The organism is Cognataquiflexum nitidum, from assembly GCF_022538055.1.
Lineage (GTDB): Bacteria > Bacteroidota > Bacteroidia > Cytophagales > Cyclobacteriaceae > Cognataquiflexum > Cognataquiflexum nitidum.
This window is the reverse complement of record NZ_JAKZAM010000009.1, coordinates 109,582-129,106: the sequence shown is the minus strand read 5'-3', so window position 1 is coordinate 129,106 and position 19,525 is coordinate 109,582. Positions and strand designations below refer to the sequence as shown.

Annotated in this window: 19 protein-coding genes; 10 read left to right on the top strand and 9 right to left on the bottom strand. The window is 40.7% G+C overall.

The window, feature by feature from the left end:
* Positions 1–132: 132 nt before the first annotated feature.
* Both pyk and MMU07_RS08185 read right to left on the bottom strand, forming a co-directional pair.
* Positions 133–1,563, bottom strand: a complete 1,431-nt coding sequence (gene pyk / locus MMU07_RS08190; RefSeq protein WP_241125373.1) for a pyruvate kinase — start codon at positions 1,561–1,563, stop codon at positions 133–135.
* A gap of 13 nt (positions 1,564–1,576) precedes the next feature.
* Complete coding sequence (locus MMU07_RS08185; RefSeq protein WP_241125372.1) at positions 1,577–2,005, bottom strand: IPExxxVDY family protein; 429 nt, start codon at positions 2,003–2,005, stop codon at positions 1,577–1,579.
* A 151-nt stretch (positions 2,006–2,156) separates the two neighbouring features.
* On the opposite strand from MMU07_RS08185, the gene MMU07_RS08180 reads away from it, so the two are divergent.
* The 5 genes from MMU07_RS08180 to MMU07_RS08160 are packed head-to-tail and all read left to right on the top strand — an operon-like array spanning position 2,157 to position 7,449.
* Positions 2,157–2,393 (top strand): acyl carrier protein, encoded by a 237-nt coding sequence (locus MMU07_RS08180; protein ID WP_113925470.1) that lies wholly within the window; start codon positions 2,157–2,159, stop codon positions 2,391–2,393.
* A gap of 22 nt (positions 2,394–2,415) precedes the next feature.
* Positions 2,416–3,669, top strand: a complete 1,254-nt coding sequence (gene fabF / locus MMU07_RS08175) for a beta-ketoacyl-ACP synthase II (RefSeq protein WP_241125371.1) — start codon at positions 2,416–2,418, stop codon at positions 3,667–3,669.
* 2 nt (positions 3,670–3,671) lie between these two features.
* Positions 3,672–4,412 carry a ribonuclease III gene (gene rnc, locus MMU07_RS08170; RefSeq protein ID WP_241125370.1) on the top strand — a complete coding sequence of 247 codons (741 nt, stop codon included), beginning with the start codon at positions 3,672–3,674 and terminating at the stop codon, positions 4,410–4,412.
* Positions 4,413–4,455: 43 nt separating this feature from the next.
* Positions 4,456–6,303 carry an NAD(+) synthase gene (nadE, locus tag MMU07_RS08165; protein ID WP_241125369.1) on the top strand — a complete coding sequence of 616 codons (1,848 nt, stop codon included), beginning with the start codon at positions 4,456–4,458 and terminating at the stop codon, positions 6,301–6,303.
* 39 nt (positions 6,304–6,342) lie between these two features.
* Positions 6,343–7,449: a prolipoprotein diacylglyceryl transferase gene (locus MMU07_RS08160; protein ID WP_241125368.1), complete on the top strand. Its 1,107-nt coding sequence runs from the start codon at positions 6,343–6,345 to the stop codon at positions 7,447–7,449.
* Here MMU07_RS08160 and yidD read toward each other — a convergent pair.
* The gene (yidD, locus tag MMU07_RS08155) at positions 7,446–7,667 is read right to left on the bottom strand and encodes a membrane protein insertion efficiency factor YidD (protein ID WP_241125367.1); all 222 of its coding nucleotides are present in this window, start codon (positions 7,665–7,667) and stop codon (positions 7,446–7,448) included. The two genes, MMU07_RS08160 and yidD, sit on opposite strands and share 4 nt — an antisense overlap.
* 73 nt (positions 7,668–7,740) lie before the next feature.
* Between yidD and MMU07_RS08150 the strand changes: the two genes are divergently transcribed.
* The 4 genes from MMU07_RS08150 to MMU07_RS08135 all read left to right on the top strand — a co-directional run bounded on the left by MMU07_RS08150 (position 7,741) and on the right by MMU07_RS08135 (position 14,738).
* Positions 7,741–9,195 (top strand): POTRA domain-containing protein, encoded by a 1,455-nt coding sequence (locus MMU07_RS08150; protein ID WP_255737266.1) that lies wholly within the window; start codon positions 7,741–7,743, stop codon positions 9,193–9,195.
* 94 nt (positions 9,196–9,289) lie between these two features.
* Positions 9,290–10,126: a PorV/PorQ family protein gene (locus tag MMU07_RS08145; protein ID WP_336246180.1), complete on the top strand. Its 837-nt coding sequence runs from the start codon at positions 9,290–9,292 to the stop codon at positions 10,124–10,126.
* Complete coding sequence (locus MMU07_RS08140) at positions 10,123–12,225, top strand: ComEA family DNA-binding protein (protein ID WP_241125366.1); 2,103 nt, start codon at positions 10,123–10,125, stop codon at positions 12,223–12,225. Before MMU07_RS08145 ends, MMU07_RS08140 begins: the two co-directional genes overlap by 4 nt.
* Positions 12,226–12,290: 65 nt before the next feature.
* Positions 12,291–14,738 carry a zinc-dependent metalloprotease gene (locus MMU07_RS08135; protein WP_241125365.1) on the top strand — a complete coding sequence of 816 codons (2,448 nt, stop codon included), beginning with the start codon at positions 12,291–12,293 and terminating at the stop codon, positions 14,736–14,738.
* A 53-nt stretch (positions 14,739–14,791) separates the two neighbouring features.
* On the opposite strand, the gene MMU07_RS08130 is transcribed toward MMU07_RS08135, so the two are convergent.
* Together MMU07_RS08130 and MMU07_RS08125 are read right to left on the bottom strand one after the other, a co-directional pair.
* Positions 14,792–14,932: a DUF2256 domain-containing protein gene (locus MMU07_RS08130; protein ID WP_241125364.1), complete on the bottom strand. Its 141-nt coding sequence runs from the start codon at positions 14,930–14,932 to the stop codon at positions 14,792–14,794.
* Positions 14,933–15,076: 144 nt separating this feature from the next.
* Positions 15,077–15,979, bottom strand: a complete 903-nt coding sequence (locus MMU07_RS08125; RefSeq protein WP_241125363.1) for a DUF1684 domain-containing protein — start codon at positions 15,977–15,979, stop codon at positions 15,077–15,079.
* A gap of 177 nt (positions 15,980–16,156) precedes the next feature.
* Between MMU07_RS08125 and MMU07_RS08120 the strand changes: the two genes are divergently transcribed.
* Positions 16,157–16,924 (top strand): 3-keto-disaccharide hydrolase, encoded by a 768-nt coding sequence (locus MMU07_RS08120; RefSeq protein ID WP_241125362.1) that lies wholly within the window; start codon positions 16,157–16,159, stop codon positions 16,922–16,924.
* Between the two features lie 27 nt (positions 16,925–16,951).
* On the opposite strand, the gene MMU07_RS08115 is transcribed toward MMU07_RS08120, so the two are convergent.
* The 4 genes from MMU07_RS08115 to MMU07_RS08100 all read right to left on the bottom strand — a co-directional run bounded on the left by MMU07_RS08115 (position 16,952) and on the right by MMU07_RS08100 (position 19,458).
* On the bottom strand, positions 16,952–17,365 hold the full coding sequence (locus MMU07_RS08115; RefSeq protein WP_241125361.1) for an NUDIX hydrolase: 414 nt from the start codon (positions 17,363–17,365) through the stop codon (positions 16,952–16,954).
* Between the two features lie 95 nt (positions 17,366–17,460).
* Complete coding sequence (locus tag MMU07_RS08110) at positions 17,461–18,084, bottom strand: Lcl C-terminal domain-containing protein (protein WP_241125360.1); 624 nt, start codon at positions 18,082–18,084, stop codon at positions 17,461–17,463.
* A gap of 130 nt (positions 18,085–18,214) precedes the next feature.
* Entirely contained in the window at positions 18,215–18,958 is a 744-nt protein-coding gene (locus tag MMU07_RS08105) for an EcsC family protein (RefSeq protein ID WP_241125359.1), read from the bottom strand.
* A 104-nt stretch (positions 18,959–19,062) separates the two neighbouring features.
* On the bottom strand, positions 19,063–19,458 hold the full coding sequence (locus MMU07_RS08100; RefSeq protein WP_241125358.1) for a DUF2116 family Zn-ribbon domain-containing protein: 396 nt from the start codon (positions 19,456–19,458) through the stop codon (positions 19,063–19,065).
* Between the last annotated feature and the right edge of the window lie 67 nt (positions 19,459–19,525).

The following is a 19,525-nucleotide window of genomic DNA, read 5'->3' as shown; positions in this document are numbered from 1 at the left end:
GAATTCAAATAACTTTGAGTTGTTTATTTTCCAAGCTGAACTGTCCGATTTTTCGGTTGAATTGTAAAAACAACATAAAAAAAAAGCTGCCTTTGGAGGCAGCTTTATTCTAAGTCAAAAAGTTAAGTGGATTTACTCCACAACATGTATCTTAAGCATGTTTGTTTTTCCTTTTTCTTTCAAAGGCATACTTGCTGTGTTGATGATGATGTCTCCGTTTTTAACAAATCCATCTTTTTTCAATTGATCCTGTATATCCGTGAAAGTGGCATCAGTAGAAGTGCTGCTTTCATAATAATAGGCCCTGACTCCCCAGACCAAACTCAATTGGGTCAATAGGTTTTTGTTTCTGGTAAAAATCAAAAGATTGGCGAGAGGTCTAAAAGAAGCCAATCTCAAGGGAGTCTGACCTGAGGTTGTAATTCCGACCAAAGCTTTGGCCTTCACATTTCTAGAAAGCCTGGCGGCCATCAAAGTGAGGTTTTTACTTAAGAAGTTAGGATCACTTTCCTCTATTTTATAGAGATGGTGAAATACGTCCTCATTGGTTTCAATATAATTAATAATGGTACTCATGGCTTTGACTGCATTGACAGGAAACTGTCCTGAGGCTGTTTCAGCTGAAAGCATTACCGCATCCGCACCATCCAATACTGCAGTGGCGACATCATTGGTTTCTGCCCTTGTCGGTCTTGGATGAGTGGTCATACTCTCCAGCATTTGTGTGGCGATGATGACAGGCTTGCAGGCGACTTTACAAAGCTTTACCATTTTCTTCTGCCAGAGAGGGACAGTTTCCATTGGCATTTCAACGCCAAGATCTCCCCTAGCCACCATGATGGCATCTGTCGCCTCGATGATGGATTCAATATTCTGAAGGGCTTCGGGCTTTTCGATTTTGGCAACTATTTTACAGCTTTTTCCGGCTTTGGTGATTCTTTCTCTCAAATCAATGATATCATCTACTGACCTTACAAATGAGAGTGCAATCCAATCAACGTCATTGGCCAATCCAAATTCAAGGTCTTCGAGGTCTTTTTCTGTAAGAGAAGGAGCAGAAACTTTGGTATTGGGAAGGTTGATCCCTTTTCTTGATTTCAGAATACCCCCATGGATGACTACACAGCGGACATTTTTGCCATCTGTATTGTTGACAGCGAGTTCGATATTGCCATCATCAATCAGAATCCTATCCCCTGACTTCACATCATTTGGAAGGTTTTCATAAACGGTACTTACAAGTTCGGCATTACCGACAACAGGATCGTTGGTGATGGTAATTTTTCCTCCGGGAACTATCTGGACGCCTCCGTTTTCCATTTCCCCCACGCGGATTTTTGGCCCCTGAAGGTCCTGAAGAATGCCGATTTTGACGGTAAGTTTTTCATTGATTTCGCGGATCATTTTGATCACTTCGGCATGCTGGGCGTGTGTACCATGCGAAAAATTGAGTCTGAAAACATTGGCTCCTGCATTGGCTAGACTTTTCAAAGTGTCAATATTGTTGGACGCAGGACCGATGGTAGCTAATATTTTTGTCTTATTATAAAGAGCAATACTCATAGAATATTGGGTTTTAATAGGTTAATAGATTTTCTTTTGATTTGATTTTATCGATGTCGAGTTTGACTACATTCTGGATTAATACATTGCTCGAAAGGCGCTCAATATAGTCATTAATATCCACTTCGGAAGTAAAATCTTGGATGAGGAGGAAGTAATCAAAGATTTTCAATTCAGGAATGAGGTATAATGACTTGGTATCCTGAGCAAAGGATTTATTTTTTAATAGCTGAATAAATCCGTTTTCTTTTCCACACTTGTATTGAGAAATGCAAAGTTTTGTACCACTGATAAATTCGAGTTCATAATCCACGCTTTTTACAAGTTTAAGATCTAAGGCATTATTGATCATCCATGCCATTTTGTAGTCTTTGACAGGAGCCACAAAACCAAGAAGTTCAAATTCATACAGGTGTTCTACAATTAATTTGCTTTTCTTCATTTATGGAAGATTTTACCCAAACAAAATTAAAAATAATCTTCCAACTTCTGACACCCTAAATAATATCTTCAATTTAGGTACGGCATTTTTTTGGCAATAAGGTTTTAAATCTATTTCTTTGCGAAGTGTTTTAAATTAAACTGTTCGAAAAATGTCTGAAATTGCGCAAAAAGTTAAAGCCATTATCGTTGATAAATTAGGCGTAGAAGAATCTGAAGTAACTCCTGAGGCTAGTTTCACCAATGATCTTGGTGCAGACTCACTGGATACAGTTGAGCTCATTATGGAATTCGAAAAAGAATTCAACCTTTCTATTCCAGATGACCAAGCTGAGCAAATCGGTACAGTAGGTCAGGCTATCAGCTATCTGGAGGCAAACGTAAAATAAAATATTCATTCAAAATTCATTTATGAATTTAAGAAGAGTTGTAGTAACAGGTTTAGGTGCCCTTACACCGATTGGAAATACCGTTCCTGAATTCTGGAACGGTTTATCAAATGGTGTAAGCGGTGCTGCACCTATTACTAGGTTCGATGCTACCCTTTTCAAAACCCAATTTGCCTGCGAGGTCAAGAATCTTGATGTCGAACAGTTTATTGATAGAAAAGAAGCCCGAAAAATGGATCTTTTTACTCAGATGGGGCTTATCGCTGCAGATGAGGCGATCAAAGATGCAGGTCTTGATCTAGAAAAAATCAACTTACACAGGGCCGGAGTCATCATGGGTTCAGGTATTGGCGGTCTCAGGTCCTTTCAGGATGAGGTGACCGACTTTGCACGAGGTGATGGCACCCCGAGATTCAATCCGTTCTTTATCCCCAAAATGATAGCTGACATCTGCGCAGGTTTCATTTCGATAAGATATGGATTTAGAGGTCCAAATTTTGTAACAGTTTCGGCTTGTGCTTCTGCCACAAATGCCATTATAGATGCTTTCAATTACATCAGGCTAAACAAAGCGGACATCTTCATCACAGGTGGTACAGAAGCCACCATAACTGAGGCAGGTGTAGGCGGATTCAATGCCTTGAAAGCCCTTTCCCAAAGAAATGAATCTCCCACTACTGCTTCAAGACCATTTGACAAAAACAGAGATGGATTTGTCCTTGGCGAAGGAGCCGGCTGTCTTATACTCGAAGATTATGAACATGCCAAAGCTCGGGGAGCAAAAATATATGCTGAATTGGTAGGTGGTGGAATGACCGCAGATGCTTACCATATTACCGCTCCTCATCCGGAAGGTGAAGGTGCTAGCAATGTGATGAAGCATGCCCTTGAGGATGCCGAAATGCAGCCTGAGGATATTGACTATGTCAATGTACACGGTACTTCCACTCCTCTCGGAGATATCAGTGAAGTCAAAGCGATTCAAAAAGTATTCGGCGAGCACGCTTACAAGATCAATATAAGCAGTACCAAGTCGATGACAGGGCACCTTCTAGGTGCAGCAGGTGGAGTTGAAGCGATTGCTTCAATACTTGCTATAAAAAATAGTCTCATCCCGCCCACCATCAATCATTTTACTGATGATGAGGACTTTGACCCTAGATTGAACCTGACTTTCAATAAGGCCCAAAAAAGAGAAATCAGGGCAGCATTGAGCAATACTTTTGGATTTGGTGGACATAACGCTTCCATCATCTTCAAAAAAATAACAGAGTAACATTGAAACTGTCCAGATTACTACGGCTTAGGTCACTGTTTTACACCAAATACGAAAAAAGGCTTGCTTCTTCCATAAAACATATGGTTGGAAGCAAGCCTTTTAATTTGACCCTTTACAAACTTGCCATCAAGCATGCCTCTGCTGCCGAGGAGTCAATCAATGGAATGAAAATTTCAAATGAAAGATTGGAATATCTCGGAGATGCCATATTGGGAGCTGTTGTTGCAGAATTTTTGTTTATCAAATATCCTTACAGGGATGAAGGATTCCTAACCGAAACCAGAAGCAGGATGGTCAATAGAGAAGCCCTCAACCAAATTGCTATCAAAATCGGCCTTTCCAAAATCATCAGCGAGGAATACAAAGGTAAAAATCTCAGCTCACACAAATCTCTTTATGGAGATGCGCTAGAGGCTATGGTTGGAGCCATTTACTTGGATAGAGATTTTCATTTTTGTAAGAAATTCATTTTGAAAAGGATCATTATCCATTTCGATCTTGATAATATCATCAGCACCACGACCAATTTTAAAAGTAAAATCATCGAATGGGGTCAAAGAGAAAATTTTGAAATTGATTTCAAGACAATCGCAGTAAATGGAGAACAACGATTCAAGGAGTTTATAGTCGAACTTCATGTCAATGGAAAACTTTTAGCCTCCGGAAAAGGGGCCACCAAAAAGAAAGCAGAGCAAGAAGCGGCTAAAAATGCCTGCGAAGTTCTCCAGATAGCAGTATAGTGCAGTATCTTTGAGATCAGATTTAAGTCTTTATACAAACAGAATGTCAACATTAAAAATCGCTTGTGCCACTGTCAACCAAACACCTTTAGACTGGACGGGTAACCTTAGGCATATCATTCAGGCGATAGAAAAGGCAAAATCCTTAAAAGCCGAATTCCTTTGTTTTCCGGAATTGGCTATCACAGGATATGGCAGTGAAGATCTTTTTTTAAGTTATTGGTATCCACAAAAGGCACTTAAACAACTAGAACAGCTATTGCCTTATTCAGAAGACATCACCATTGCAATCGGTCTTCCGGTAAGGATACAGGATAAGGTTTATAATTGTGTTGCCCTTTTGGAAGACCAAAAAGTCACAGGCTTTGTAGCCAAGCAATTTATGGCCATAGATGGTGTTCATTATGAGTTTCGCTGGTTTACCCCTTGGGAACAGGGAAAAGTGACTAATTTTGAATTTCAGGGATATCAGGTTCCTTTTGGTGATCTCATGCTTGAAAAAAAAGGTGTAAAGTATGGCTTTGAAATCTGTGAAGATGCATGGAGGGGGAAAGTCAGACCCGGATATCGACTCAAAGACAGGAAGGTAGACATCATCTTCAATCCAAGTGCAAGTCACTTTGCAATGGGAAAAAGTATACTCAGAGAACAGCTTGTAAATGAAAGCTCAAGGCTATTTGATGCTACCTACTTTTATGTAAACCTACTTGGAAATGAGGCCGGCAGGATGATCTTTGATGGAGAAATCCTTGCTTCCAAAAACGGTAGGCTCATCTTCAAAAACAATCTACTTTCCTTTGAGGACTTTCAGGTATTGACATTTGATTATGATTCCAAAACCGAAGATTATCCTGAAGTCATAAGCAACCACCATAAAAATGAGGAATTTGTAAAAGCATCTGCTTTGGCACTATTTGATTACCTGAGAAAAAGCAAAAGCATGGGTTTCGTTCTCTCCCTCAGCGGTGGCGCAGATTCATCGACCATTGCTGTGTTGGTTTCGGAAATGGTGAGACGTGGGGTTGAAGAACTCGGTGTACCTGCCTTCCTTCAAAAGCTGGGATCAACCTTTGCTCCCCTGACAAATAATCCGATCAAAGAAATCATCGGACAAATCCTTACCACTGCTTATCAGGCTTCTGAAAATTCCTCCTTTGCTACCTTTCAGAGCGCAAAATTTTTGGCAGAAAGCATTGGAGCGGAGTTTCTTCATTGGGAAATCACCGATGAGGTAAAATCCTACACAGAAAAAATCGAAAAAGCAATTGGAAGAAGGCTGTCATGGAGGGAAGATGACATCACCCTTCAAAACATTCAGGCAAGGGCTAGGTCTCCGATCATTTGGATGCTTGCCAATGTAAAAAACGCATTGCTCCTGAGTACTTCTAATAGAAGTGAAGGCGATGTAGGCTATACTACCATGGATGGTGACTCTAGTGGAAGCATTTCTCCCATTGCGGGAGTTGACAAGCACTTTATAATCCACTGGCTCCGTTGGGCAGAGTCTGATCTGGGTTACGTAGGATTGAATAAAGTCAATGGCCTGCAACCGACAGCGGAACTCAGGCCTTCTGAAAACCAACAGACCGACGAAACTGACCTCATGCCTTATTCCGTTATTGTCGAAATCGAGCGACTTGCAATTCGGGACAGAAGGTCCCCTCTTGATATTTTTCTAATCCTTAAAGAGGAATTGAACGTAGAAAATGAATTACTCAAGAGCTATATCAAAAAATTCTTCCGGCTTTGGTCTAGAAACCAATGGAAAAGAGAACGCCTTGCGCCATCATTCCATTTGGATGAATTCAATGTAGATCCTAAAACATGGTATAGGTTCCCGATATTGTCGGGTGGCTATGCGGAAGAATTGAAAGAATTGGATGATAACTGATCCAAAAAACAATCACCTGATCCCAAAAAAGATAACAATATGACATTACAATTGATAGTAGACTATATCGTATGGAGTCCTAACCCGGCGGTTTTTCCAAGTTTTGAAAGATTAAGGTGGTACAGTTTATTGTTTGCATTTGGCTTTATCATTTCCCAACAGGTAATGATCTATATCTATAGAAAAGAAGGTCAGGATGATCGGCTTGTGGATAAGCTGACAATCTACATGGTATTGGCCACCATCATTGGAGCTAGATTGGGACATGTGCTTTTTTATGAACCCGAAAAATACCTCAGCAACCCGATAGAAATTCTCAAAGTTTGGGAAGGCGGACTAGCTAGTCACGGGGCTGCAATTGCCATATTATTTGCCCTTTATCTTTATGCAAGAAAAGTCCCTACTCAGACATATTTGTGGGTGGTAGACCGAATAGTCATCGTGGTAGCCATGACAGGTGCCATGATTAGAGTCGGCAACCTTATGAATTCCGAAATAGGAGGAAAACCAACCGGTACTGACAGCGGTTTTGTGTATGCAAGGGACAGTGAGGAAATATTGTTGACCCTTAGAATTCCTGTATTGGAAGTCAGTGCATATAAACCTGAAAACCGTGAATCTGAACTGAAAGGCAGCGGTATAGTTCCCGTCAATATTGATATAAAAATTGAAAAGGGTGGGTTTAGCGAAGAAGACCTCAGGACCACACTGGAAACGGATGTCAAATATGTATTGACCAAGTTTAAAAGTTCTCAAAAATATATGGCAGAGAGTCCCGAGACTCCGCTGAACTTTGATCTTTCAGATAAAGGAGACCATTATATGGCGACAGTTTACACTTTTGGTGTTGCCCGATATCCTACACAGATTTATGAGGCAACTTCTTATTTTGTAATTTTCCTCGTTTTACTTTGGCTTTGGATGACTTACAAATCAAGGTTGCCCGATGGATTGCTTCTTGGAATGTTTTTGATCTCGGTATTTGGGATGCGCTTTGTATGGGAATACCTGAAAGAAAACCAGGTTGACTTTGAGCAAGGACTTAACCTAAATATGGGTCAGTGGTTGAGCATACCATTGGTGATAGGGGGAACAGTTTTGGTGGTAATGGCATTAAAAAAAGGATTTAAAGACCAAAGCAATTAGGGGACGGGGTCATGTCCATGGCCTCCCCAAGGGTGGCAACTTGCTATCCTTTTGATTCCCAGCCAACCTCCTTTGAAAATACCGTGTTTCAAAATTGCTTCTTTGGTGTATTGACTGCATGTAGGTGTGTACCTGCACGAAGCAGGAAAAAGTGGTGAAATTACAAATTGATAGACCAATACTGGAAATATGGCGATCTTGCGGATGATTGTCTTCAAAGCTCTACTATTTCAGGGATAAAGAAATATGGCAAGGTAAAGTTCCTTAAATTTAAATTAAGTCCTGTACTACTTGAAAAATTTTTACAAATATAGCTTACTCTTCCTCTTTGCTTTCCTTAATTTTTTTGAGGCTAAAATTGCTATAGCCCAAACAGAGGAGATTGGTAAAGACAGTGTAGCTGTAAGCAATCCAAACAAAGTAGTGATCAACAATATTTTTATTGTGGGCAATGAAAAGACGCGCAAGAACATTATTCTTCGGGAAATAGACCTCAAGACGGGAGTCAGTTATGATTGGGATGAGTTGATTTCGATGATTCAGGCCGATCAAAAAAAAATCTATAACCTTCAATTATTCAACAGTGTAGAAATCACACCTCTCCTTACAGACAATGAACAGATAGAGCTTTTAGTGTCGGTAACAGAAAGGTGGTATATCATTCCTAACATCATCTTCAACCTCGCAGACCGAAACATAGCCGAGTGGTGGACCAACCAAAACCGTGATTTTTCAAGGGTAAACTACGGTGCAAGACTGGTACATAACAATGTGGGAGGTAGAAATGAAAAGCTGAAAGTAGGAGCCCAATTTGGATTTGTCGAGGCATTTGAAGTCATGTACAGCATTCCATATCTTGACAAAAACCAAAACCATGGTATATCAGGCCAGTTCACTTATTTTACACAGAAAACAATTCCTGTAAAATCAGCCTTCAACAAACAGGTATTTTACACCAATGAAAATGAAGAGGTACTAAGAAAAAACTCTTCAGCTTATTTCCGATACAGCTACAGGGGAAGCTTTTACAATTTCCATTTTGTAACTTTTGGCTATAACAACACCATCATCAATCCCGATGTATTTGTTCAAAATCCCGATTATTTCTTACATGATAGTAACAAACTCAATTACTTTGTATTGGGATATACCTTCCGGCATGATAAAAGAAACAACATCCAATATGCCACAGAAGGCGAACTGCTAAACATCAGCCTGACTAAGTTCGGCTTATTTTCAGCAGATGACATTGACGATGCCGAAATCAGCCTCAATGCAAACAAATATTTCAAGTTGGGTGATAAATTCAATTTTGCATCCGGGTTGTCGATCAGTTCATTTTTTGAAAAACGGCAGCCATTCACGTTGGTAAGGGGCATCGGATATAATCCCTATTTTATCAGGGGGTATGAATTGAATGTGGTAGAAGGTCAGCAAACTCTTGTCCATAAAAACAGCTTCCGCTTCAAGTTTATAGATATCGGATATGACATCGGAAAATATGTCCCATTGGAGGAGTTTTCCTACCTCCCACTCCAAATGTATCTTGGATTTAACTTTGACCACGGCTTCGTCAATGACCGAAATAACCTGCCCGACAATGCCCGACTGACAAATAAATACCTTTTTGGCTATGGACCGGGTCTCGATATCGTGACACTTTATGACATGGTGTTCAGGTTTGAATATTCTTTCAACAACCAAGGAGAACAGGCCTTTTTTGTGAATTTCAGAGCACCTTTTTGAGGTAAATAAAAGTTAAACGTTTAAGATCGGATAGTTACTTTTTCCTTTCCTATTGTCCTTGTATTTTTAATTTGACCGTTTTAGAACCGGTTTTATGGACATGACAGGATATTTCAAAATTTTCCTTCTTTTTTTTCTGACCTTGACCCATGGCAAAGTCCACAGTCAAACCGGGACAGAAGCGTTTCCCAGGGGTGGCCGGAGTATGGGTATGGGAAATCCCAACGTGACCTTAGGAGATGTTTGGAGTATTTTCAACAATATCGGAGGACTGGCCATGATTGATTATTCCCAAGCTACCTTCTCTTATGACCACCGACTTGGTATCGATGAACTCACTACTTTGGGGGCAGCGGCAGTAATCAAAGGCAATAAAAGAGCCCTTGGTCTTGGGATTTCAAGTTTCGGGTCAGAGCATTTTTCCCAAAATCAGATTGGGATCGGGCTTTCAAATCAATTGGGAATCGCTAGCCTTGGATTAAAAATCAATTATCTGCAGACAAGCATTGAAGGATTTGGAAGAGGTGCGGCAGCAGTCATTGAGTTTGGCGGGGTAGCTGAATTGACTCCAGAATTATTTTTCGGAGCACATGTATACAACGTCACCCGCGCAAGATATGGAAAAAATTCAGATGACCGGCTCCCCACCACAGTCAAGGCAGGGATTTCATATAGACCATCTGCCAAAGTAATGGTTAACCTCGAGGCTGAAAAGGACATTCTTCTTGACCCACTTTTGAAAGTAGGATTGGAATATAACCTGCTGGAAAGAGTTTGGGCCAGAGTAGGGATGAATACCCAACCAAACAAATTCTTTTTTGGGGTGGGTTTTCGTCCCAAAAGATATCACATAGACTATGCCCTAACCCAACATCCAAGTCTGGGAAATACGCATCATTTTTCTTTCAGCTATTTACTTCGCAACAAATGAAAACGTTGCTTTTCATAGGGCTACTGCTGCTTTTTATAAGCCACAGGAGTACGGCGCAGACCTACCGAAAAGAAGAGATCAATATTGAAAATTTTATTGAGGAACTTTTTGGGATGCAAAGAACAGATGAGAATTACGAAGATTTGTATGAAAGTCTTTTGCAGGTATTTCTTAATCCCATCAACCTGAACAAAACCAATTCAGAGGAATTAAAGTCCATTTTTATTCTCAGTCCCACTCAGGTCAACAGCTTTATAGACTACCAAAATAAGTTCGGGAAATTTATTTCACTATATGAACTTCAGGCAATCCCGGATTTTGATCTAGAAACAATTTATAAACTGCTTCCCTTTGTTGTTTTAGAAGACTCTGAAAGGATGCAGAGATCATTGAAGGATCGGATTTTTGATTCTAGGGATGCATATTTTATATTCAGACAGAACAGGGTTTGGGAAACCCGAAAAGGATACACCCCGCCTGACACCTTGGGAAACGGAAGACTGACGAGCAGGTATTTGGGAGACCCTAACAACCTTTACGGCAGATTCCGAATTCAGCATTCAAAAGATTTCAGCTTAGGATTTACCATTGACAAAGACCCCGGCGAGCAGTTTGTATGGAACCCAAATACCAAGAGATATGGATTCAATTTTTTATCTTACCATTTCACATTATACAATCAAGGTAAATTAAGAGCAATTTCGATTGGTGATTTTCAGATGCAAACCGGACAGGGTTTGGTTTTTGGAGCCGGTTTTGGGGTAGGGAAAGGTGCTGAAACCATTACCACTATCAGGCGAAGTACCATAGGCATCAGGCCTTATACTGCAGCCTTGGAGTTTGGTTTTTTTAGGGGAATAGCAGCTACCTATAAGGCAGGACCATTGAACATTACCATGATGGCTTCCAATGCTCCCCGAGATGGAAATCTTCAGATCCAACTCGACACTTTGGAATCTGAAGCAGAAATCATCACATCACTTCAGAGTAGCGGATTGCACAGGACCCTCACCGAAATAAATTACAAAAACCGAATCCGAGAAAAAAATCTTGGTGGAAATATCCACTTCCAAAGCAGGAAGAAGGATTTTCAGGTTGGATTCAATACACTTTACACCCGATTTGGTCAGCCATTTCAAAGGAATCGTCAGGTTTATAATCAGTTTGAGTTTTTTGGTAGGGAAAACCATCTTCACAGCCTTTATTTCGCTTATAATTACCAAAATTATTTTTTCTTCGGAGAAACAGCCATATCCAAGAGTGGCGGTAAAGGTTCTGTCCTAGGGATGATGAGCAGCCTTCATCCAAAACTCGGGTTTTCAGTTTTATGGAGACGCTTTGACAGGGATTTTCATAGCTTTTATGGCAATGCTTTTTCCGAAGGAACTAGGCCTATCAACGAACATGGTCTTTATTTTGGGCTGAATTACAAACCCAATCAAAAGATATCATGGTCAGTGTATCACGATTATTTCAGATTTCCTTGGCTGAAATACCGCGTTTATGCCCCTTCTTCCGGTCATGAGTGGCTTACAAGATTTACCTATTCACCATCCAGAAAAATTCTTCTCTTTGCTCAGATCCGTGAGGAATCAAAGGCAAGAAATATCTCAGAACTTCCTAATAATTTTCAGTCGGGCTACCAACTGTCCCAAGGCAAAAAATGGAATTATGCCTTCAACCTCGATTATAGCATGGACAAACACTGGAGCATAAAATCAAGGGTGATGTCCAGTAGGTTTGCTTTCAATAATAAAATCACGAGGGGTTTTGCCATCAGTCAAGACCTCAATGTGGATTATGAGAAATGGAGGCTATCAGGTAGAATAGTTTTATTCGATACTGAAGATTATGATAACAGGCAGTTTATTTATGAAAGGAATGTGCTTTGGCTTTTTTCAATTCCAGCCTTAAACGGACAAGGAATGCGGTATTACCTTTTGGGTCAATATAAAATCAGTCAAAAACTAACTTTGTGGGCAAGGTTTAGCAGAACCGTCTTTACTGACCGAGAAGTCATTGGAAGTGGCCTGCAACAAATCAATGGCAACACCTTGACAGAGACCGTTTTCCAGATCCAATACCAATTCAATAGATAATTTCCACCATCGGTACAGCCTACAAATTGGGTTTTTGATAAATTGAGACATTAAACCACCATTCTATGAAAAAAATATTTTTACTACATTCAATTTGTATGGTTCTACTTTCTGTACCCCTTTGGGGTCAGGCTGTGGACAAAAGCAAGCTCATCAAAAAGGAAGGTTTCTTCACCTTTTATACAGATGAGGACAAAGGAAAAATCTACTTAGAAGTGGACAAACTTGACTTTGAATTTCTTTATGTGAATTCCATGCCTGCGGGAATCGGATCCAATGACATTGGTCTTGATCGGGGACAGCTTGGAAGAACCCGCATCGTAGAATTCAGGAAAGCAGGTAACAAACTTTTGTTGGTTCACAAGAATTACGAGTTTAGAGCTTATAGCGACAATCCCTCAGAAGTCAAATCCGTCAGGGATGCATTCGCAGAATCTGTACTTTGGGGTTTTGAAATCAGCAACAGTGAAGGTGGAAAATACCTGATCGATGCCAGCAACTTCTATATGCAGGATGCCCATATGGTAGGTGAAAAACTTGGATCAGCAAGACAAGGAACCTATAGACCTGATCCTTCTCGAAGCGCACTTCACTATCCTATGACCAAAAATTTCCCAAAAAATACTGAGGTAGAAGCCATCGTCACCCTGACAGGCACGCCAACGGGAGCTTACATCAGGTCGGTGGTTCCTTCTCCAGAATCGGTAACTGTCAGACAAAGACATTCTTTTATAGAACTTCCGGATGATAAATACACGCCACGAGAATTCGATACAAGAGCGGGATATTTCCACATCGATTATATGGACTTTACTAGTCCGATTGGCGAACCGATGGTCAAAAAGTATATCTCAAGACACAGACTAGAGAAAAAGGACCCGACAGCTGCGGTTTCCGAAGTGGTCGAACCCATCGTCTATTACTTAGACAGAGGTACGCCTGAGCCAGTAAGATCGGCCTTGTTGGAAGGTGGAAATTGGTGGGCACAGGCTTATGAAGCGGCAGGTTTTAAGAATGCATACCGCGTGGAATTGATGCCGGAAGGTACTGACTTGATGGATGTGAGGTACAATGTCATCCAATGGGTTCACCGTTCTACACGAGGATGGTCATATGGCTCCTCGGTCACAGATCCCAGAACAGGTGAGATCATCAAAGGCCACGTGACTTTAGGTAGCCTCAGGGTAAGGCAGGATTTTTTGATAGCACAGGGATTGATTCAGCCATTTGAAGATGGAAAACCAAAAAATCCAAAGATGCTAGAAATGGCCTTGGCTAGGTTGAGACAACTTTCAGCGCATGAGATAGGACATACTTTGGGCTTGGCGCATGCTTATGCTTCCTCCCCTACCAACCGCGCTTCAGTCATGGACTATCCTTACCCGATGATCAAAATGGATGACAACGGAAACATTGATATATCTGATGCCTATGATGACAAAATCGGTGAATGGGACAAATGGGCTATCCGTTATGGCTACGAAACTATTCCGGCCGGGCAATCCGAAAAAGCATATTTGAACAAACTCCTTGAAGACACCTATGCTGCAGGACATACATTTATTTCAGACATGGATTCCAGGCATCCTAGTGGCAGCCATCCTACTTCCCATCTTTGGGACAATGGTGCCTCTGCCCCGGATGAGCTCATGAGAATGATGTCCATGCGGTCCAAAAAACTGAAATCATTTGGATTAAATTCAATAGATGAAAACCAGCCTGAAGCATTGATGGAGGAAGTTTTGGCTCCTCTTTTCTTGATGCACAGGTACCAATTAGAGGCGACTACCAAGCTTGTCGGTGGATTGGATTACACCTATAAGGTCAAAGGAGACAACCAAAGGATTCAATCCAGGTTAGAAGCATCCAAGCAAAACAGTGCTTTAGATGCTTTGCTGTATGCCATTCAGGCCGATCAATTGGCAGTGCCAACACAGATTTTGGACAGAATTCCCCCGCGACCGATGGGATATTCAAGAAACAGAGAGACTTTCCCTTCCAGAAATGGACTAAACTTTGATCCTTTGGCCCCTGCCGAAAACGTGGTGGACCACATTTTCGGATTCCTGTTTGAGGCCGGTAGGGCTAACAGGCTGCATCAACAAAAACTATTTGATGCCGGATTACCTTCATTTTCTGAGGTATTGGAAAAGGTTACCGCACAGGTTTTTGAAAATGGCTACGATGGCACCTATCAGGGGGAAATCAACCTTTTGGTACAAAACAAACTGACAGACCACTTGATCAACCTTGCCAAAGACCCTAGGGCAACTGCCACAGTCAAAGGAATTACAAGAAACCAACTAAGGGAGATTGCCTATTGGAACTGGAACAAAAATGAAAGCAAAACAGCTTCCACCAAAGGGGCCTCAGGCGAATTCCATAGATACCTGGCTGACAAAATCAATGATTTCTTCAGTGAAAAAGGAGAATTTAGCATTCCGGCAGAATTGGCTATTCCTGACGGGGCACCGATCGGAACGACAGATCTGAGCTGCGATTTTGAGTATTAAAATTAACCAAACAAAAATGCAAAAACCGATTGAAGTATTTCAATCGGTTTTTTTTATTTCAGTGTTTTCTTTGATCCTGCGCACTTTTTGGAGCAGTATTTCACATTTTCCCAATTCTTCTCCCACTTTTTTCTCCAGGCAAATGGCCGATTGCAGACAGGGCAAGTCTTGGTTGGCAATTCCGATTTCTTCATATACCAAAAAGCATTATTGCCTCAAAAGGTTTTAAAAAATCCCCATCTTACTTTTATCTCATTTCTCAAGTCTCATATCTCAAGTCTCAGATCTTGCTTCTCACCTCTCGTTTCTCGCTTCTCGTCTCTAGCTTCTCGCTTCTACTAATGTTCTCCAAATGTCTTTTCCCCAGCCATAATAGCCAAATCAAGCATATTCTGCCTTGGTGGCAAAGGACAAGTCGCATGCGGCGTAAATACGCAGGGTGGATTATAGGCTTTGTTAAAATCCAAGACCACAAGATCTCCGGAAACAGGCTTTTTGACATACATATACCTTCCTCCACCATAGGTCTCCTCCCCGCTGGTATTGTCTGCAATGATCAGGTATAATTCGTCTTCTGCATCCAAAGCATCTATTCTGTATGATTTACCGTCTTTTTCAAATTCAAGATAACCCGGTGATGGGTTAGGTGTGGTCTGACCGAGAACATTTGTAATCGGGATTTCCCGGACCGGGACATAAGGGATAAATTTGGCTTCAATCTTCCAATCTATGTCAACAGGGAACCTTTCTATGCCTTCGAATTGGGTAACGGCAGCTGTTTCCAAATCTCTCAATCTGACTCCATAAGCATCTGCCCTTTTGATGATGTTCCACTTGAGGCTTCCGAGGGAGAGTTTCTCAGACAGTTGATCCTCAGAATCAAAAATCTTGATTCTTTCTTTCAACTCATTTTCTCCCAAAAAAATACTGTCAGTTTTTGGACTGAAATAGACTTTATCTCCCTCTAATGAAAATATCCCAATGGCATCAGGAAAACCCTCTGATGCCAATCGAAAACCTGATTCAGGACTCGATCCAAAAGTGGTCTCTCCTATCTCTAGCCAATGTAATCCTATCAAGTTGAGCCAACCCTCATCCGCTTTCAAGGATTTGACCCGGTCTTGATACCACGCTTCCACTTCTGCGGCATGGTCTTGTTCATTTGGTTGATTTGCCTTTGGATTACAGGCAAATGCGATAGTAATAAAAGCTAAAATCAGAAAGAATGGCGACTGTTTCATTAAACCGAAGGTTGGAATTTTGGGCAATTTAAAAATCTTATTTTCCAAAAACCGTCATTTTCCAAAAATTTACCTAATAGGACTTGGAATAACAGTAAATAACTTCCGATTGCATAATTTTTTTTCAAAAAGAATAGATTGCTGGCTATCTTGATAATTGAATCAAACCAGATAACCATGAAAATTTTAAACAGAGCATTACTAATTACTGTGTGCATCCTCTCTCCAATATTGGCAATGGCCCAAATTGGAGTCAGTGCCAAAAAACCAAAAGATGCACAGCAGCTTTTTGATGGAAGCAGAAAAATGCTGGATCAAAAATGGACTTATTGGGAAGGCCCAAGATTTAAGGCCGAGCTACCCATCAAGTGGGAAATCGTAAAAGATCCTGTGGACAAAGGTACAGCTATGAACAGCAATGACCCGGCAGCAGCAGGAGGACTGTATGGTGCAGCAGATATTGTAACCAAGGAGGAATTCAGGGATTTTAGGTTGCATGTTGAGTTTTTGATCCAAGAAGCAGGCGGTAACTCGGGAGTTTACCTTCAAAACAGGTACGAAATCCAGATTCTCGATGGAGATTATGGAGACCACGGCTTGGCAGCTATCATCAATGAGCACATTCCTACCCTTCAGGCATATAATGGCCTAGGCAAATGGAACGCCTACGACATCAATTTCAAAGCTGCAAGGTTCAAGGACGGGAAGTTGGTTGAAAAAGCCCGCGTCACCATTTACTTCAATGGCAAAAAAATACATGAAGACAAGGAAATCAGTCAGGTATGGGGAGGCCCCAATTCAGGACAAGACGGTGGCAATGATGGCGGAAAAGGTATCACAGACCGGCCAGGGGGAATAAAATTACAGGCTGAGGGACATAATGTACTTTACCGCAACATTTGGATCAAAAGCATCGATCTGGGAGAAAAAGGTACCGATTTTTGATCTAGATAAAGAAGTTAATGATGCTAGTTAAGGCATTTTATAAATTTTGGCAAATTCCAAAACATTGGGATACATCCATTCTTTGATTTCAAATACCTCATCCGGGCTAAAAAATCTAATTTCCTGACATTCGGCCGAGGGTATGAATTCTAAGTGATAAAGTTCAGTCAGGTAGACGGCATTGACGATATATTGTCCTTTGGGATTGATGGCAGGAAAGAAGTAATGCGGTTGGTCAGAGATTGACTTAATCTCCAAAGCCATTTCCTCCATCAGTTCCCTTCTCAATCCTTCCTGCGGTTTTTCACCAAAGTCCAATCCTCCGCCGGGAAGTTCCCAAAGGCCGTTTTCTTCTCTTACCAAAAGAAACCTATTGGACGAATTGACAACGAGCGCTTTGACTGATACACGATAGAAGCAATCCGGAATTTGAAGTGACATAGATTTGCAAGAATTTTGTGAATTATAATTGATTTTTTGACAAAAAAAAACCTGTGAGAGATACCCACAGGCTTTTTCTTAGTACTGTATTCGAATCAAAAGAATCGGATTACCCTTACCCTTCTTTCCTCACTTTTTGGCATAGAAAGTTGCTCACCTGTCACAAATGACATGACGCAGGCATTGGTCGCATTGGTCTCACAGGAACTCCAATACTCGTCAGTTGAAAAACCACCAATCAAATCCCTGTTATCGTACAAATAATTCATCTCTTCAAGACTAGGCATAAACCAGTCATTATATCCCCCAAGATTAAAACCTATTGTTACCCGCGCCGCAACTGTTCCATCATTGGCAGGATGGCATTGGGTGGGATTATTGTAGAAATCAGGAAGTGCATCATGAAACGCCAAAACCCTTTCAGTGTTTAATCGTCCTGCACCTAAATCTGAAGACGTACCCCCTACAGAAGCACCTTGACAACCCCATTGGGATCTAAAGACGTCCTCCGAAGGTGCTATTATGATTCCTGAAGTTTTTCCTTCTTTAAAACCCGCATCTCCGGGTTGAAAAATATAAGCAACAACACCTCCTTGATAAGGTTCACCTACAATAACATTTTCAGGACTTTCTTCTTTGACACAGCCTGAAAAGATAAAAAATAGGATAAACGATATCAGTAATACCGATTTTGACGATAATATTACGGGCTTTAACATACAAATTTTAATTTTAGTGGGTATTAAGCAGAGTATCTTCGAGAATACTTTACAACCGCAAATGTAATATAAAAGAATTTAAAATCAATATACCAAAAATTTTCAGAAATTCAGAGATCATTATTGTAGCTTAAATTTGCCAATCAAAATGCCTTAATCTATAACATTGAATGGCATTTTGACCAAGCTTATTGGCCAATTTGTAATTGGCTATTGCACCGACTCCGGCACCAATTATTGGAATTAGCTGTGCCAATTTCACTAAATCTAAGTAATCTCTATATTCTAGCTGAAAATCCCTCCAGTCAAAATCCGAGACGTCTGCCGGAAGTTTTGTGATATATTCATCCCAGTTTTCAAGAAGGGCCAAAGTCTGATTCCTTTTTCCCTGACTAGAAAATGTCAACTTGAAGATATACAGAAGGTAAAGCCGCTCCTCAAATTTTTTGACATCATACCCATAAGCTGCAGCAATTTCAAATAGCATTTTCATTTTGATAGTGAGAAATGCCGGAAAATCTGCCAATCCTAACAAAATACCCCCGGCCCCTGTGATTGCCCCTTCGGCAGAGGCTGTATTTTGGTATAACTTTATAATTTTCTTGACCTTATTTTCCTTTTCTTCCAAAGTTGAGGCAAGAAATGGTGACGGAGTAATATACTTGGTCCCAAACAAGACCCCTTTTACCATCTTCTCAATCGCGTAGGTGATTACCTGATGTACTTTTTCTGGAATCAGGCTATTGATCCCTTCCTGTGTGCTTTTGGTAAGCCTATCGACAAATCCAGGCCTTTTTCTGGTTTTTGTCAACCATGCATTCAGTTCGGCGGATGCAATGTCATCATACAATGCTATTGACAAAAATTGGGGCATAATCTCATTTGTTTGCATTTACTTATACCCATTTTGACACCTTTAGGTTCTTTTATCAATCAAAATGTTTATCGCCTTTTCAAAAGTAAGCTGAGTTTAAACGGTCATTCCCTTTTCTCTCCTTTCAAATAGGAATCACCTAAATCTCTTACCACAAGAACCCACCCCCCTTCCATTTCCACATAGCCGTATTCAAAACTATAGGTATATACATTCCCTTTCCAATTGATGTAAGTATGGGTATGGTATTTAAAATGGTATCCTAATTGTTGGAGCCTTTCCTTGGGGATCTTTACTTTTTCTATGCCATCCACCAAAATGCTTTCAAGGATATTCCTGTTTATTTTCAAGTATCCAATGATATTTTTAACTTCTGCACTGTCCCCTATTCTCCGCTGGTTATTATAACTGTTGCGGCAGTAGTCATCACAAAACTTTTTATCTATTCTTCCTAGAATTGATTTACCACAATAAACGCATTGCTTTTTATCCGAATCCATAAGCAAACTTTAAATGTCAGAAACCGATTTACTAATAATGGTAAATTTAATTTACCATTTAGTTGAA

What these genes read in the sequence shown, in the direction of transcription:
- pyk (WP_241125373.1), bottom strand. Translation starts at nt 1,563, where the DNA reads ATGAGTATTGCTCTTTATAATAAGACAAAAATATTAGCTACCATCGGT.
- MMU07_RS08105 (WP_241125359.1), bottom strand. Translation starts at nt 18,958, where the DNA reads ATGCCCCAATTTTTGTCAATAGCATTGTATGATGACATTGCATCCGCC.
- MMU07_RS08180 (WP_113925470.1), top strand. Translation starts at nt 2,157, where the DNA reads ATGTCTGAAATTGCGCAAAAAGTTAAAGCCATTATCGTTGATAAATTA.
- MMU07_RS08145 (WP_336246180.1), top strand. Translation starts at nt 9,290, where the DNA reads ATGGACATGACAGGATATTTCAAAATTTTCCTTCTTTTTTTTCTGACC.
- MMU07_RS08110 (WP_241125360.1), bottom strand. Translation starts at nt 18,084, where the DNA reads ATGTTAAAGCCCGTAATATTATCGTCAAAATCGGTATTACTGATATCG.
- MMU07_RS08100 (WP_241125358.1), bottom strand. Translation starts at nt 19,458, where the DNA reads ATGGATTCGGATAAAAAGCAATGCGTTTATTGTGGTAAATCAATTCTA.
- MMU07_RS08135 (WP_241125365.1), top strand. Translation starts at nt 12,291, where the DNA reads ATGAAAAAAATATTTTTACTACATTCAATTTGTATGGTTCTACTTTCT.
- MMU07_RS08140 (WP_241125366.1), top strand. Translation starts at nt 10,123, where the DNA reads ATGAAAACGTTGCTTTTCATAGGGCTACTGCTGCTTTTTATAAGCCAC.
- MMU07_RS08185 (WP_241125372.1), bottom strand. Translation starts at nt 2,005, where the DNA reads ATGAAGAAAAGCAAATTAATTGTAGAACACCTGTATGAATTTGAACTT.
- nadE (WP_241125369.1), top strand. Translation starts at nt 4,456, where the DNA reads ATGTCAACATTAAAAATCGCTTGTGCCACTGTCAACCAAACACCTTTA.
- fabF (WP_241125371.1), top strand. Translation starts at nt 2,416, where the DNA reads ATGAATTTAAGAAGAGTTGTAGTAACAGGTTTAGGTGCCCTTACACCG.
- MMU07_RS08125 (WP_241125363.1), bottom strand. Translation starts at nt 15,979, where the DNA reads ATGAAACAGTCGCCATTCTTTCTGATTTTAGCTTTTATTACTATCGCA.
- MMU07_RS08130 (WP_241125364.1), bottom strand. Translation starts at nt 14,932, where the DNA reads ATGAAGAAATCGGAATTGCCAACCAAGACTTGCCCTGTCTGCAATCGG.
- MMU07_RS08115 (WP_241125361.1), bottom strand. Translation starts at nt 17,365, where the DNA reads ATGTCACTTCAAATTCCGGATTGCTTCTATCGTGTATCAGTCAAAGCG.
- MMU07_RS08120 (WP_241125362.1), top strand. Translation starts at nt 16,157, where the DNA reads ATGAAAATTTTAAACAGAGCATTACTAATTACTGTGTGCATCCTCTCT.
- MMU07_RS08160 (WP_241125368.1), top strand. Translation starts at nt 6,343, where the DNA reads ATGACATTACAATTGATAGTAGACTATATCGTATGGAGTCCTAACCCG.